The sequence below is a fragment of the Streptomyces sp. NPDC059696 genome, assembly GCF_042733745.1.
Classification (GTDB): Bacteria; Actinomycetota; Actinomycetes; order Streptomycetales; family Streptomycetaceae; genus Streptomyces.
Map to the genome: position 1 here is coordinate 1 of NZ_JBHWFG010000035.1, position 14,309 is coordinate 14,309.

Sequence of the window (14,309 nt, forward strand, 5' to 3'; positions counted from 1 at the left end):
GATCTTGGCGGGACCGGGCCTTCGGCGTTGCGTACGCACGAACAGACGTGGCACGACACACAGCGCGAAAGGGCGAGGCCCCGGGTTCCCACCCGGGGCCTCGCCCTGAACGCTGCCGACGTCTATGCCGTACTACTGGCCATCAGGCCGTCAGTTGTCGTCCTCGTCGATCAGGAAGCCCCGCATCGGCGAGGGCGCCTGACCCATCGGGGACGGGCCCTGCGGCCGCACCGGAGCCATCGGCTGGGTCATCGCCGGCGACATCTGCTGCTGACCACCGTAGGACGGAGCGGACGGCGAAGGGGCGCCGCCCATCGTCTGGTTGCCACCACCGTAGGACGGGGCGCTCGCGCCGGCCGGTGCCATGGAAGGCGCCGGGGACGGCGGGAGGGACGCGGTCGCCGGGGTGCGCGGCGGGGCCAGCGAGTCGTCGGCCTGGGTCTCCAGCTGGCGCAGCTGCGACTCCAGGTACGACTTCAGGCGCGTGCGGTACTCGCGCTCGAAGCCGCGCAGGTCCTCGACCTTGCGCTCCAGCGTGGCGCGGGCGGACTCCAGGGAGCCCATCGCGACGCGGTGCTTCTCCTGCGCGTCCCGCTCCAGGGCGTCGGCCTTGGCACGGGCGTCACGCTCCAGACCCTCGGCACGCGAACGCGCCTCGCCGACGATCTTGTTCGCCTCGGAACGGGCCTCGGCGATCGCCTGGTCGGCGGTCTGCTGGGCCAGCGAGAGAACGCGGGCGGCGCTGTCGCCACCGGGGCCTTGCTGACCGGGGCCGCCCATCGGACCGCCCATCGGGCCGGGGCCGCCCATGGGGCCGCCCATCTGCTGCTGCATCGGGGGCTGGCCCATCGGACCCGGACCCTGGCCCATCGGGCCGGGACCCTGGGGTCCACCCTGACCGCCGGGACCGGCGGGCAGCTGCGGGGCACCGCTCGGCAGCTGGGGCGGACCACCCATGGGGCCACCCATCTGCTGCTGCGGCGGGCCCGATATGCCGGCGGGTACAGGACCGCCGGGACCGCGCATGCCCTGCTGCTGTTGCTGCTGATCCTGCTGCGGCTCCGGAGGCTTGCGCATGTTCTGCTGGTTCTGCGCAGCAGCGCGCGTGGCCGCGGCCAGCTTGGCGCGCAGGTCCTCGTTCTCACGGAGCAGGCGGGTCAGTTCGGCTTCGACCTCGTCGAGGAAGGCATCGACCTCGTCCTCGTCATAGCCTTCTCGGAGGCGGACGGTCGTGAACTGCTTGTTCCGCACGTCCTCGGGGGTCAACGGCATCTCTTCACCTCAACGTAGTCGTCGGCAGTCGGCAAGACGTATCTGTCACATCGCTCACATCGCTTTCTGCACGAGTGTGATCAGGATGTAGACGATGATCATCAGTACGAAGAAGGACAGGTCGAGCGCCACGCCCCCGAGACGCAGCGGCGGAATGACCCGCCGCAGAAGCTTCAGCGGTGGATCGGTGACAGTGTAGGTGGCCTCCAGAACGACCACCATCGCCTTGCCGGGTTGCCATGAGCGGGCGAACTGGAAGACATAGTCCATGACCAACCGGAAGATGAGCACGATGAGGAAGCACATCAGCGCGATGTAGACGACATCCAAAACCACGCCCATGACCTCTTGCTTCCCTCTCCCCTGTGCCCTGCTCGGTACTGCTGTTCCGGTGGTGCGTCTCAGCTCTGGTTGAAGAACCCGCCCTCTGCGATGCGGGCCTTGTCCTCCGCCGTGACATCGACGTTAGCAGGCGACAACAGGAACACCTTCTGCGTCACCCGCTCGATGCTGCCGTGAAGACCAAACACCAAACCTGCCGCAAAGTCGACAAGTCGCTTCGCATCTGTGTCGTCCATCTCAGTCAAGTTCATGATCACCGGGGTGCCTTCACGGAAGTGTTCCCCGATGGTACGGGCCTCGTTGTAGGTCCGCGGGTGAAGCGTGGTGATCCGGTAAGGCTCTCGTTCGGACACGACCTTGGGCATGATCACCGGTGCGTTCTTCTCCAGACTTGCGCGTTCTTGTGTGATGGATGCCACGGGCGCGATGCGCGCCGGGCGGTTGGATTCCGCGGGGAGCGAAGCGGAGCGGGGGGCCGGCTCGCGAGGCGCGGGGGGCTGCACGACTCGTACCTCTTCGTCCCTTTGGGGCTGATGTGAGACGTGCGGCTGGTGGGACGGCTCGTGCCGTCGGTGGTCCCGCTCGGGCTCCGGGTCCAGTTCGGGTTCGAAGTCGTCGTCGGGATCGAATCCGCGGCCGTCGTACCCATCGTCCTCCACGAGGCCGAGGTAGACCGCCATCTTGCGCATCGCGCCGGCCATGCTCTGAGTCCTCCGCTCTGTGGTGGATCGGCTGACGACTGCCAAGTGCCCGCGATCCACGTGGTCCTTGAATCCGCCTATCGGCGGCAATGACCATATTTTCTGCTGTGGTCCGACTTCTTGGCGACGTTACCCGAGCCTGGGGCGGACTCCGAGTACCGCGCTGCCGACGCGCACATGTGTCGCTCCGGCCGTCACGGCCTGTTCGAGGTCCGTACTCATCCCTGCCGAGACCATGGTGGCAGCCCGGTGACTCCGGCGCAGGTCGGTCGACAAAACCATCAGCCGCTCGAAGGCAGCCTGTTCGCGTCCCGCGTACTCGCCGGTGAGCGGCGCGACGGTCATCAGCCCGTCGAGCCGGAGCCCCGGCGAGCCGGCCACGAGATCCGCCAACTCCGCGATCCCGTCGGGCGCGACGCCGCCCCGCTCACCGCGGGCGCTCTCGCCGGCGTCGAGCGCGACCTGGAGGAGGCATCCCAGTTCGCGTCCGGTCCGGACCGCCTCCTTCGACAGAGCTGTGACGAGCTTGGAACGATCGACGGACTGCACGAAATCCGCGTAACCGACCACCGAACGCACCTTGTTGGTCTGGAGTTGACCCACGAAGTGCCAGGTGAGGGGCAGATCCGAGCAGGCCTCGGCCTTGGGGGCCGCGTCCTGGTCGCGGTTCTCGGCGACGTGCCGGACGCCGAGATCCGCGAGGATCCGTACGTCACTCGCGGGGTAGGTCTTGGTGACCACGATCAGGGTCACCTCGTCACGTGCCCGCCCCGCGGCCGCGCACGCGTCGGCGATCCGCCGTTCCACTTTCGCCAGATTCGCGGCGAGTTCGTCCTTACGGTCCGTCATGTCCTGTCAGTCCAGCCACACATAACCCGCGAGCCGACCGGTGGTGCGGTCGCGGCGGTACGAGAAGTGATCGCGCGACTCCAGCGTGCACACCGGCGACTGCTGCCGGTCGCGCACCCCGAGCCGTTCCAGCTGGGCGTGCACTCCGGCGCTCACGTCGACCGCCGGTGTGCCCCAACTCGTCTCGGCGTACGCCGCCGGCTCGACGGCGGCCACCTCGGCGCGCATCGCCTCGGGCACTTCGTAGCACCGGCCGCAGACGGTGGGCCCGGTGCGGGCGACGATCCGGGAGGGCTCGGCGCCCCGTTCCGTCATGGCGCGCACCGCGGCCGGGACGACCCCGGCGATCATGCCGGGCCGGCCCGCGTGGGCCGCGGCGGCGATCCCGGCGACGGGGTCGGCGAGCAGTACGGGCACGCAGTCGGCGGTGAGCACGGCGAGGGCGAGCCCGCGCTGCGTGGTGACGATCGCGTCGACCGACGGGACCGGGGCCGAAGATCCCCACGGCCCGTCCACCACCGCCACGTCCGCCCCGTGCACCTGGTTCATCCAGACGACCCGGTCCGTGTCGAGACCGAGGGACTTGGCGGCCAGGTCCCGGTTGGTGTGCACGGCTTCGGGATCGTCGCCGACCGCTCCGCCGAGGTTGAGCTCCTCATACGGAGCGGCGCTCACCCCGCCCCACCGGTCGGTGAAGCCGAAGTGCGCGCCGCTCGCGCTTTCGCGCTGTCCTATCACGACTGAAGGATCACTTGAGGAAGTCCGGTACGTCCAGTTCCTCGGCCGCGCTGTCCGAGTAGGTCCGCGGGGCCGGCGGGACCGGCGGGGCGACCGGGATGTCCTTGACCGGCTCGGGCGCGGGCTCCGGGTCCTCCTTCGGGGTCACGCTGCCCAGCGAGCCGAAGGACGGGCGGCTCTCGGCCTGCCGGACCGGGGCCGGCTCCTCGCGCTTGGCCGAGGACGAGCCGAGGACGGTGTCCCGCTTGGCGGGCGGCTGGCCTCCGTCGAAGCCGGCCGCGATCACGGTGACCCGCACCTCGTCGCCGAGGGCGTCGTCGATCACCGCGCCGAAGATGATGTTGGCCTCGGGGTGGGCGGCCTCGCTGACCAGCTGCGCGGCCTCGTTGATCTCGAACAGGCCGAGGTCGGAGCCGCCGGAGATGGAGAGCAGGACACCGCGGGCGCCGTCGATGGACGCCTCCAGCAGCGGCGAGGAGATCGCCATCTCGGCGGCGGCCACGGCGCGGTCGTCGCCGCGGGCGGAGCCGATGCCCATCAGGGCCGAGCCGGCCTCGGACATGACCGACTTGACGTCGGCGAAGTCGAGGTTGATGAGGCCCGGGGTGGTGATGAGGTCGGTGATGCCCTGGACACCGGAGAGCAGGACCTGGTCGGCCGACTTGAAGGCGTCGAGCACCGAGACCTGGCGGTCCGAGATGGACAGCAGCCGGTCGTTGGGGATGACGATGAGGGTGTCGACCTCTTCGCGGAGCTCGGCGATGCCGTCCTCGGCCTGGTTCGCGCGGCGCCGTCCCTCGAAGGTGAACGGGCGCGTGACCACACCGATGGTGAGGGCGCCGAGCGAGCGAGCGATGTTGGCCACGACGGGCGCGCCGCCGGTGCCGGTGCCGCCGCCTTCTCCGGCTGTCACGAAGACCATGTCGGCCCCCTTGAGGACCTCCTCGATCTCCTCGCGGTGGTCCTCGGCGGCCTTGCGGCCGACGGCCGGGTTGGCTCCGGCGCCGAGTCCGCGGGTGAGTTCACGGCCGACGTCGAGCTTGACGTCGGCGTCGCTCATCAACAGGGCTTGCGCGTCGGTGTTGATGGCGATGAACTCGACGCCCTTGAGACCGACCTCGATCATCCGGTTGATGGCATTGACACCACCGCCGCCGACACCGATGACTTTGATGACTGCGAGGTAGTTCTGCGGTGCTGCCACGTCGAAGGCCTCTCGCCTCGAGTTACGTGTCGACGGATCAGCGTGACGCCCTGCGCCCCGCGACCCGACGACTGATGCCGAATGGGACGGTCCGTATCGCCGACCCGAACCCTAACCCTGAAGTTTAGGGTTACCAGTGTGTCCGTTCCTTGGAGTCTTCTGAACAGGACACTAAGTCGACAAGTGGCGCACGTTCAACGAACACGCCGAACCTCCCGTTTTTCTTTTCACCCTATGTGATCAGCCGTAGCACTGCCCAACCAGGGTGCTGGCCTGCGCTGATGTGCGTCAACTCCCTGATGACGCCGGGGCGGTGGGCACACTCACGTCGAAGTACCCCGCATCGGGCGTTGCTTTCATCAAGGCGATGAGAGTACGGGCCTTGGCGGCGCCCTTCTCACTGCTCCCCCAGGCGACCGTACGGCCGTCCCGCAGCTCCAGCGAGATGGCGTCGTAGGAACGGACCTTGACGGTCCGTGTCTCGCGCGCGACGGCGGCCGGAACCATGCGGGCGACGCCGACGGCCTCGCGCACCAGCCGTGCCTCGCCGAAGCGGCGCAGGCTCGCGGCGGCGGAGCCGGACCGGGAGAGCGTCAATTCCAGCGTGGGGACGCCTTTCGGGGCCCGGGAAACCGTGGCGAAGCGGACACCGTCGTCGTCCACTTCGACGAATTTTCGGCCCTTTTGGACCAGCAGAACCGGAGTCCGCTCGACCACTTTCAGGTCGATTCCATGCGGCCAGGAACGGACCACGTCAACCGAGTCAATTCGGGGCAATTTCCGGCGCAGTCGTGCCTCGATCGCATCGGTGTCGACGGAAATCAGCGGCTTCCCGAGCGGAACCTCGGCCGCCGCTTCGACTTGAGCCGGTGTCAGGACGCCGGTGCCGGAGACGGAGACCTGCTCGGCGCGCAGCCAGTCGGAGCCGTAGAACAGCCAGACCGTCGGGATGCCGAGGAAGACCAGGGCGAGGCCCAGGAGGACGAGTGCGCGCAGCCGGGCGCGCCGCGACCGCAGACGGGGCGGCGGGCCGGACGACTCCTGCTGGCGTTCACCGCGTTCGGCGGTGGTCGATCCGGCCACGCTCCCTGCCTTCCGTCATACAGTCCTATCGGTGTGCACGGCTGGCGGCGATCGCCTCGTACACCATGCCGACGAGCAGGTCGTCGGCGTCCCGGCGGCCGAACTCGGCGGCGGCGCGGGACATCTGGTACAGCCGGTGCGGATCGGCGAGCACGGGCAGGACGTTGTGCTGGACCCACTCGGGCGTCAGTTCCGCGTCGTCGACCAGCAGTCCGCCGCCGGCCTTGACCACCGGCTGGGCGTTGAGCCGCTGTTCGCCGTTGCCGATGGGCAGCGGGACGTAGGCGGCCGGGAGCCCGACGGCGGAGAGTTCGGCGACGGTCATCGCGCCCGCACGGCAGAGCATCATGTCGGCCGCGGCGTACGCGAGGTCCATCCGGTCCAGGTAACTTACCGGCACATAGGGGGGCATTCCCGGCATCTGGTGGACCTGCGGCAGTTCGTTCTTCGGCCCGACCGCGTGCAGGATCTGGATTCCCGCCTGCTGGAGCCAGGGCGCGACCTGCTGGACGACCTCGTTCAGGCGCCGGGCGCCCTGGGAGCCGCCGGTGACCAGCAGCGTGGGCAGGTTCGGGTCGAGGCCGAACGCGGCCCGGGCCTCGGGGCGTACGGCGGCCCGGTCCAGGGTCGCGATGGAGCGGCGCAGCGGGATGCCGATGTAGCGGGCGCCCCGCAGCTTGCTGTCGGGCGTGGAGACGGCGACCTGGCTGGCGTAGCGCGAGCCGATCTTGTTGGCCAGGCCCGGGCGGGCGTTGGCCTCGTGGATGACGATCGGCACGCCCAGGCGCTTGGCGGCGAGGTAGCCGGGCAGGGCGACGTAGCCGCCGAAGCCGACCACGGCGTCCGCCTTGGTGCGCTCCAGGATCTGCTCGGTCGCCTTGATGGTGCCGCGCAGCCGGCCCGGGACGGTGATCAGCTCGGGGGTGGGCTTGCGCGGCAGCGGAACGGCGGGGATCAGCGCGAGTTCGTACCCGCGCTCGGGTACGAGCCGGGTCTCGAGGCCGCGCTCCGTGCCCAGGGCCGTGATGCCCACGCTCGGGTCCTGCCTGCGCAGGGCGTCCGCGAGGGCGAGCGCGGGCTCGATGTGGCCCGCGGTTCCTCCGCCGGCGAGTACGACATGCACCGAAATTCACCGCTCTCCGGACGAGCGTGCCGCCGAGGCACGCCGTCGCATCGTGTTCCATCTCCGGGGACTCCGACCGGAACCGGTGCCCACCACCCCCCGCTTTCTACCAAAGCGGGGTTGCCGCATCGCAAGCGCCATCCGCGCAGCGGGGTCCTGACGCGCGAAGGCGATCAGCAGCCCGATGGCGAACATGGTCGGCAGCAGGGCGGATCCCCCGTAGGAGAACAGCGGGAGCGGGACACCGGCGATCGGCAGCAGACCGAGCACCGCACCGATGTTGATCACGGCCTGGGCCGTGATCCAGGTGGTCACGCCTCCCGCGGCATACCTGACGAAGGGGTCCTCCGTGCGTCCGGCCACGCGGATACCCGCATAGCCTAGAGCCGCGAAGAGGGCGAGTACCGACAGCGTCCCCGCCAGGCCCAGTTCCTCACCGGTGACGGCGAAGATGAAGTCGGTGTGGGCTTCGGGGAGTTGGCCCCATTTCTCCACACTGGCACCCAGCCCGGAGCCGAAGATTCCGCCGGAGGCGAGGGCGTAGATCCCGTGCACGGCCTGCCAGCAGTCCACGGGCCCCGACTGGGGTTCGGTGGCGCCCAGGCACTGCAGGCGTGCCATGCGGTTGGGACTGGTCTTGATGAGGATCAGGCCGAGGACGGCGGCGACCGACAGCACTCCGGCGAACAGCCGGGTGGGTGCCCCGGCCAGCCAGAGCAGGCCGAACAGGATGGCCGTGAGGATGATCGCGGTGCCCATGTCGCCGCCGATCATGATCAGGCCGAGCAGCATGAAGGCGGCCGGGACCAGCGGCACCAGCATGTGCTTCCACTGGTTCAGCAGCTTCCTGTCCTGCTTGCGGGCCAGCAGGTCGGCGCCCCACAGCACCAGGGCGAGCTTGCCGAACTCGCTGGGCTGGATCTGGAAGGAGCCGCCCAGGGAGATCCAGTTCTGGTTGCCGTTGACCGAGACCCCTATCCCCGGGACCTGCACGAGGGCCATGAGGAAGACGGCGCCCGCGAGGATGGGGTAGGCGAGTGCCCGGTGCAGTCGCACCGGCATCCGCGAGGCCGCGAAGAGCAGTCCGGTGCCGATGCCCGCCGCGAGCAACTGCTTGCGGAAGAAGTACGAACCCGGCAGCGACATCTGCAGCGCGGTGATCTGGGAGGCCGAGTAGACCATCACCAGGCCCAGCACGGTGATCAGCAGACTGCCGCCGAGGATCAGGTAGTAGGCGGTCAGCGGCCGGTCCCAGCCCTTGCGTGCGCGGGTGTAGAGGCCGAGGACGCCGTTCTCACGCGCGGGCCGTGGCGCGGCGGGGCGCCTGGGGGCGCGGGGGGTCGGCGGCCGTCCGGTGCGGCTGGTGGGCATCGGCGCTCACCCTGCCGTGCCGGAGGGGGACGTCGCGCGGTGCACGCCCCCAGGCCGCTCGGGCACCAGCCACATCCGTGTCACGCGTCCCTCCCAGGTACGCCCGGCACCGCCGCCGGGCGAGGCGGACCCGGGTCAGCCGTCGGCGGAGCCGAGTTCACGGACGGCGTCCGCGAAGGCGTCCCCGCGCTTGTTGTAGTTGGCGAACATGTCCATGGAGGCACAGGCCGGAGCCAGCAGCACCGTGTCGCCCGGCTGAGCGAGTGTCCGCGCCTCCTGGACCGCCGCGCGCATCGCCCCAGTGTCGGTCCGGTCGAGGTCGACGACCGGTACCTGCGGGGCGTGTCGCGCCAGGGCTTCCCGGATGAGGGCGCGGTCCGCGCCGATCAGCACGGCGCCCCGCAGCCGCTTCGCCGACTTGGCGACCAGTTCGTCGAAGGTCGCGCCCTTCGCGAGCCCGCCCGCGATCCACACGATCGGCTCGTAGGCCGCCAACGAGGCTTCCGCCGCATGTGTGTTGGTGGCCTTGGAGTCGTCGACGTACGCGACCCCGTCCACGTCCGCGACGTGGGCGATGCGGTGCGCGTCCGGGGTGAAGGCCCGCAGGCCGTCCCGTACGGCCCTGGCGGGCACGCCGTAGGCGCGGGCGAGGGCCGCGGCGGCGAGGGCGTTGGCGATGTTGTGCGGGGCCGGCGGGTCGACGTCGGCGACCTCGGCGAGTTCCTGGGCGTTCTTGTGCCGGTTCTCGACGAAGGCGCGGTCGACCAGGATGCCTTCCACGACGCCGAGTTGGGAGGGCCCGGGCGTGCCCAGCGTGAAGCCGACGGCCCGGCAGCCCTCCTCCACGTCGGCCTCACGGACCAGGTCCTCGGTGGACGGCTTGTCGGTGGCGTCCACGTTGTAGACGCAGGCCACGCGGTTGCCCTCGTAGATGCGGCCCTTGTCGGCCGCGTACGCCTCCATGGAGCCGTGCCAGTCGAGGTGGTCCGGGGCGAGGTTGAGCACCGCGGCCGAGTGGGCGCGCAGGGAGGGTGCCCAGTGCAGCTGGTAACTGGACAGCTCCACGGCCAGGACGTCGTACTTCTCCTCGCCGAGCACCGCGTCCAGCAGGGAGACGCCGATGTTGCCGACGGCGGCCGTGCGCAGGCCCGCCGCCTTCAGGATCGACGCCAGCATCTGGACGGTGGTGGTCTTGCCGTTGGTGCCGGTGACGGCCAGCCAGTCGGCGGCGTCGGGGCCGCGCAGGCGCCAGGCCAGTTCGACGTCGCCCCAGACCGGGACGCCCGCCCGCTCCGCCGCCGCGAACAGCGGCTTGTCCGGCTGCCAGCCCGGGGCGGTGACGATCAGCTCGGTGCCCTCCGGCAGTGTGTCGCCGTCGCCGAGGCGCACGGTGACGCCGAGCGCCTCCAGGCCGGCCGCCTGCGCCCGCGCGCGCTCGTCGGCGCCGTCGTTGACGACCGTGACGATCGCGCCCAGGCCGTGCAGCGCCTTGGCGGCCGGGACGCCGGAGACGCCGAGTCCCGCCACGGTGACGTGCTTGCCCTGGAAGTCGAAGGGCTCCGAGGTGGTCACTTGTCCGCTGCCCATCCTGCGTAGAAGAGGCCGAGTCCGACGATGACACAAATGCCCTGGATGATCCAGAAGCGGACCACGACGAGCACTTCGGACCAGCCCTTGAGTTCGAAGTGGTGCTGGAGCGGTGCCATCCGGAAGACGCGCTTGCCGGTGAGGCGGAACGAACCGACCTGGATCACCACGGACATGGTGATCAGGACGAAGAGGCCGCCGAGGATGGCCATCAGCAGTTCGGTGCGCGAGCAGATCGCGAGGCCGGCGAGCACACCGCCGAGCGCGAGCGAACCGGTGTCACCCATGAAGATCTTGGCCGGCGAGGTGTTCCACCACAGGAAGCCGAGGCAGGCGCCCATCAGCGCGGAGGCGACCACCGCGAGGTCGAGGGGGTCGCGCACCTCGTAGCAGGCGCCCGGGTTGGTCAGCGTCTGCGCGTTGGCGCAGGACTCCTGGAACTGCCAGACGCCGATGAAGGTGTAGGCGCCGAAGACGAGCACCGAGGCGCCGGTGGCCAGACCGTCCAGACCGTCGGTGAGGTTCACGCCGTTCGACATGGCGAGGATCATGAACAGCGCCCAGACCACGAACAGCACGGGGCCGATCGTCCAGCCGAAGTCCGTGATGAACGACAGCTTGGTGGAGGCCGGGGTGTTGCCGCGGTTGTCCGCGAACTGCAGCGACAGCACCGCGAAGCCGATGCCGACGATCAGCTGTCCGGCCATCTTCGCCTTGGCGCGCAGACCGAGCGAACGCCGTTTGACGATCTTGATGTAGTCGTCGAGGAAGCCGACCAGGCCCATGCCGACCATCAGGCCGAGCACCAGCAGGCCCGAGAAGGTCGGCGCCGCGTCGACGTCCGGGTCCAGATAGCCCGTGATCACCTTGGCCAGGAAGTACGCGGCGACCGTGGCCAGGATGAAGGCGATACCGCCCATGGTCGGCGTACCGCGCTTGCTGGCGTGCTCGCGCGGGCCGTCGTCGCGGATGTACTGGCCGTAGCCCTTGCGGGCGAGCAGCTTGATCAGCAGCGGCGTCCCGACCAGGGTCAGGAAGAGGCCAATGACTCCTGCGAACAGGATCTGCTTCATCATCGGGCGGAAACCTCACCCTCGGCACCGGTCTCGATGAGCGCCTGCGCCACGCTCTCCAGGCCGACCGAACGGGACGCCTTCACGAGCACGACGTCCCCCGGGCGCAGCTCGCTGCGCAACAGGTCGATCGCCGCCTGTGCGTCGGACACGTGCACCGACTCCTCACCCCACGAACCCTCGTTATATGCGCCCAGTTGCAGCCAGGCGGCTTCCCTGCCACCAACCGCGACGAGCTTGCTGACGTTGAGCCGGACGGCGAGCCGTCCGACCGCGTCGTGCTCGGCGAGAGCCTCGTCCCCGAGCTCGGCCATCTTGCCGAGCACCGCCCACGTACGACGTCCCTTGCCGATGGCCACGAGCGCGCGCAGCGCGGCCTTCATCGACTCGGGGTTCGCGTTGTAGGCGTCGTTGACGACCGTCACGCCGTCCGGGCGCTCGGTGACCTCCATCCGCCAGCGGGAGAGGGAGCCCGCCTCGGAGAGCGCGACGGCGATCTCGTCAGCGGACATGCCCAACTCGTGGGCGACGGCGGCCGCGGCGAGCGCGTTCGACACGTGGTGCTCACCGTACAGGCGCATGGTCACATCGCTTGCACCGGAGGGTGTGTGAAGTCTGAACGAAGGCTGTCCGGTGTCCGTGAGTCGCACGTTCTCGGCGCGAACGTCCGCTTCGCCGGACTCTCCGAAAAAGAGCACCTTCGCCTTCGTACGGGAGGCCATGGCGCGTACGTAGGGGTCGTCCGCGTTGAGGATCGCGGTGCCGCCGTCGGCCTCGGACGGCAGGGCCTCGACGAGTTCGCCCTTGGCCTGGGCGATCTGCTCGCGGCCGCCGAACTCGCCGATGTGGGCGCTGCCGACGTTGAGGACGAGACCGACCTTCGGGGGCGTCAGGCCGGTGAGGTAGCGGATGTGGCCGATGCCGCGGGCGCCCATCTCCAGGACGAGGAACTTCGTCTCCTCGGTGGCGCTGAGGGCGGTGAGCGGCAGCCCGATCTCGTTGTTGAGCGAGCCGGGCGTGAACACCGTCGGCGCCTTGCGCTGCAGCACCTGGGCGATGAGGTCCTTGGTGCTGGTCTTGCCCGCCGAGCCGGTGAGGGCGACGAGCGTGGCTCCGAGGCGGGTCACGACGTGCCGGGCGAGGGCGCCGAGGGCGCTCTGGACGTCGTCCACGACGATCGCGGGGACGCCGACGGGCCGGGTGCCGAGCACGGCCACCGCTCCCGCCTCGACGACCGCCGCGGCGAAGTCGTGGCCGTCCACGCGTTCGCCGGCGAAGGCCACGAACAGACTGCCCGGCCCCGCCTCTCGGGAGTCCCGGACGACCGGGCCGGTGACCTGGACGGACGGATCCGGTATGTCGTGCGTCTGCCCGCCGACGACTTCTGCGATCTCGGCGAGGGAGAGGGCGATCACAAGTTCATCCCCTGGGTCTTCTGGATTTTCATCCCTGGGTCTTCTGGATGGCTTCGCGCAGCACCTGGCGGTCGTCGAAGGGACGGACCACACCGGCGATGTCCTGGCCCTGCTCGTGGCCCTTGCCCGCGACCAGCACGGTGTCGCCGGGCTCGGCGCGGGCGACGGCGGCGGCGATCGCGGCGGCCCGGTCCTCGAAGACCTGCACCTCGCCGCGCTCGTGCGCGGGCACGGACGCCGCGCCCTGGAGCATCGTGGCGAGGATCGCGAGGGGGTCCTCGCCACGGGGGTTGTCTGAGGTCAGTACGGCGGTGTCGGCCAGCCGCGCCGCGGCGGCGCCCATGGGCTCGCGCTTGGTCCGGTCCCGGTCGCCGCCGCAGCCGAGGACGATGTGCAGCCTGCCCTCGGTGACCTTGCGCAGGGCGCGCAGCACGGACTCGACGGCGTCGGTCTTGTGGGCGTAGTCGACGACCGCGAGGTAGGGCTGCCCGGCGTCCACGCGCTCCAGGCGGCCCGGCACGCCCGGGACGGCGGCGACACCGTCGGCGGCGGCCTGCGGGTCGAGTCCGGCGACGGCGAGGGCGACGATCGCGGCGAGGGTGTTGGCCACGTTGAACGGGCCGGGCAGCGGCGACTTCGCGGAGATCCGCTCGCCCTTGGGGCCGATGACGGTGAACGTCGAGTCCAGCCGGCCGACCTGGACGTCCTCGGCGCGCCAGTCGGCGTCGGGGTGGCCCTCGGCGGAGTAGGTGACGACCGGGACGCCGGCCTCCTTGGCCAGTCTGCGCCCGTACTCGTCGTCGACGTTGACCACGCCGAGTTTGCCCCGTTTCGGGGTGAAGAGCTGCGCCTTCGCCTGGAAGTAGTCCTCCATGCCGGAGTGGAACTCCATGTGCTCCGGGCTGAGGTTGGTGAAGACGCCGATGTCGAAGACGCAGCCGTCGACCCGGCCGAGGACCAGGGCGTGGCTGGAGACCTCCATGGCGACCGCGTCCACGCCGCGCTCGCGCATGACGGCGAACAGGGCCTGGAGGTCGGTGGCTTCGGGGGTGGTGCGCTCGGACTTGATGCGCTCGTCGCCGATGCGCATCTCGACCGTGCCGATCAGGCCGGTGGACCGGATCGTCCGCAGGCCGCCCTCGACGAGGTAGGCGGTGGTGGTCTTGCCGGAGGTGCCGGTGATGCCGATCTGGAGCAGGTCCCGGCCGGGGTGGCCGTAGATCGTGGCGGCCAGCTCGCCCATCCGCCCGCGCGGGTCGTCGACGACCAGGACCGGCAGACCGGACGCGGCGGCGCGCTCGGCGCCGGTCGGGTCGGTCAGCACGGCGGCGGCACCGAGGCCCGCGGCCTGGTTGACGAAGTCGGCGCCGTGCAGCCGGGCCCCCGGGAGGGCGGCGTACAGGTCGCCGGGACGTACGGCGCGCGAGTCATGGGTGATGCCCGTGACCTCGGCGGCGCTCTCCGGCGTGGAAGCACCCAGCTGATCGGCGAGTTCCGCGAGGGGTGTGGCGGAGACGTGCACCGGCCTGGGCGGCCCGGGGTATGTCACGG

General features: G+C 70.2%; 13 protein-coding genes. All 13 read right to left on the minus strand.

Going from position 1 to position 14,309, the window contains the following annotated elements; genetic code table 11:
- Positions 1 to 150: 150 nt before the first annotated feature.
- The 13 genes from ACFV20_RS29945 to ACFV20_RS30005 all read right to left on the minus strand — a co-directional run bounded on the left by ACFV20_RS29945 (position 151) and on the right by ACFV20_RS30005 (position 14,307).
- Positions 151 to 1,272 (minus strand): DivIVA domain-containing protein, encoded by a 1,122-nt coding sequence (locus ACFV20_RS29945; RefSeq protein ID WP_053671892.1) that lies wholly within the window; start codon positions 1,270 to 1,272, stop codon positions 151 to 153.
- Between the two features lie 54 nt (positions 1,273 to 1,326).
- Complete coding sequence (locus ACFV20_RS29950; protein WP_385662145.1) at positions 1,327 to 1,614, minus strand: YggT family protein; 288 nt, start codon at positions 1,612 to 1,614, stop codon at positions 1,327 to 1,329.
- A 59-nt stretch (positions 1,615 to 1,673) separates the two neighbouring features.
- Entirely contained in the window at positions 1,674 to 2,315 is a 642-nt protein-coding gene (locus ACFV20_RS29955) for a cell division protein SepF (protein ID WP_033312670.1), read from the minus strand.
- A 129-nt stretch (positions 2,316 to 2,444) separates the two neighbouring features.
- The gene (locus ACFV20_RS29960; protein WP_385662149.1) at positions 2,445 to 3,164 is read right to left on the minus strand and encodes a YggS family pyridoxal phosphate-dependent enzyme; all 720 of its coding nucleotides are present in this window, start codon (positions 3,162 to 3,164) and stop codon (positions 2,445 to 2,447) included.
- A 6-nt stretch (positions 3,165 to 3,170) separates the two neighbouring features.
- Positions 3,171 to 3,902: a peptidoglycan editing factor PgeF gene (gene pgeF / locus ACFV20_RS29965; protein WP_385662152.1), complete on the minus strand. Its 732-nt coding sequence runs from the start codon at positions 3,900 to 3,902 to the stop codon at positions 3,171 to 3,173.
- Positions 3,903 to 3,912: 10 nt separating this feature from the next.
- A complete protein-coding gene (ftsZ, locus tag ACFV20_RS29970) occupies positions 3,913 to 5,106 on the minus strand; it encodes a cell division protein FtsZ (RefSeq protein WP_385662155.1) in 1,194 nt (397 codons plus the stop codon).
- Between the two features lie 288 nt (positions 5,107 to 5,394).
- Entirely contained in the window at positions 5,395 to 6,189 is a 795-nt protein-coding gene (locus ACFV20_RS29975) for a cell division protein FtsQ/DivIB (RefSeq protein ID WP_385662157.1), read from the minus strand.
- Between the two features lie 25 nt (positions 6,190 to 6,214).
- Positions 6,215 to 7,312, minus strand: coding sequence for an undecaprenyldiphospho-muramoylpentapeptide beta-N-acetylglucosaminyltransferase (gene murG, locus ACFV20_RS29980; RefSeq protein WP_385662160.1), 1,098 nt, complete (start codon positions 7,310 to 7,312; stop codon positions 6,215 to 6,217).
- 6 nt (positions 7,313 to 7,318) lie between these two features.
- Positions 7,319 to 8,683 carry a putative lipid II flippase FtsW gene (gene ftsW, locus ACFV20_RS29985; RefSeq protein WP_385662162.1) on the minus strand — a complete coding sequence of 455 codons (1,365 nt, stop codon included), beginning with the start codon at positions 8,681 to 8,683 and terminating at the stop codon, positions 7,319 to 7,321.
- Between the two features lie 135 nt (positions 8,684 to 8,818).
- Complete coding sequence (murD, locus tag ACFV20_RS29990; protein WP_385662165.1) at positions 8,819 to 10,270, minus strand: UDP-N-acetylmuramoyl-L-alanine--D-glutamate ligase; 1,452 nt, start codon at positions 10,268 to 10,270, stop codon at positions 8,819 to 8,821.
- Positions 10,252 to 11,343, minus strand: coding sequence for a phospho-N-acetylmuramoyl-pentapeptide-transferase (gene mraY, locus ACFV20_RS29995; RefSeq protein WP_037670865.1), 1,092 nt, complete (start codon positions 11,341 to 11,343; stop codon positions 10,252 to 10,254). Before mraY ends, murD begins: the two co-directional genes overlap by 19 nt.
- The gene (gene murF, locus ACFV20_RS30000; RefSeq protein WP_385662167.1) at positions 11,343 to 12,758 is read right to left on the minus strand and encodes a UDP-N-acetylmuramoyl-tripeptide--D-alanyl-D-alanine ligase; all 1,416 of its coding nucleotides are present in this window, start codon (positions 12,756 to 12,758) and stop codon (positions 11,343 to 11,345) included. The genes mraY and murF overlap by 1 nt, the downstream gene beginning before the upstream one ends.
- A gap of 28 nt (positions 12,759 to 12,786) precedes the next feature.
- Positions 12,787 to 14,307, minus strand: coding sequence for a UDP-N-acetylmuramoyl-L-alanyl-D-glutamate--2,6-diaminopimelate ligase (locus ACFV20_RS30005; RefSeq protein ID WP_385662171.1), 1,521 nt, complete (start codon positions 14,305 to 14,307; stop codon positions 12,787 to 12,789).
- Between the last annotated feature and the right edge of the window lie 2 nt (positions 14,308 to 14,309).

Coding starts and splice junctions, on each gene's coding strand:
- ACFV20_RS29945 (WP_053671892.1), bottom strand. CDS start 1,272: ATGCCGTTGACCCCCGAGGACGTGCGGAACAAGCAGTTCACGACCGTC.
- ACFV20_RS29950 (WP_385662145.1), bottom strand. CDS start 1,614: ATGGGCGTGGTTTTGGATGTCGTCTACATCGCGCTGATGTGCTTCCTC.
- ACFV20_RS29955 (WP_033312670.1), bottom strand. CDS start 2,315: ATGGCCGGCGCGATGCGCAAGATGGCGGTCTACCTCGGCCTCGTGGAG.
- ACFV20_RS29960 (WP_385662149.1), bottom strand. CDS start 3,164: ATGACGGACCGTAAGGACGAACTCGCCGCGAATCTGGCGAAAGTGGAA.
- ftsW (WP_385662162.1), bottom strand. CDS start 8,683: ATGCCCACCAGCCGCACCGGACGGCCGCCGACCCCCCGCGCCCCCAGG.
- murD (WP_385662165.1), bottom strand. CDS start 10,270: ATGGGCAGCGGACAAGTGACCACCTCGGAGCCCTTCGACTTCCAGGGC.
- mraY (WP_037670865.1), bottom strand. CDS start 11,343: ATGAAGCAGATCCTGTTCGCAGGAGTCATTGGCCTCTTCCTGACCCTG.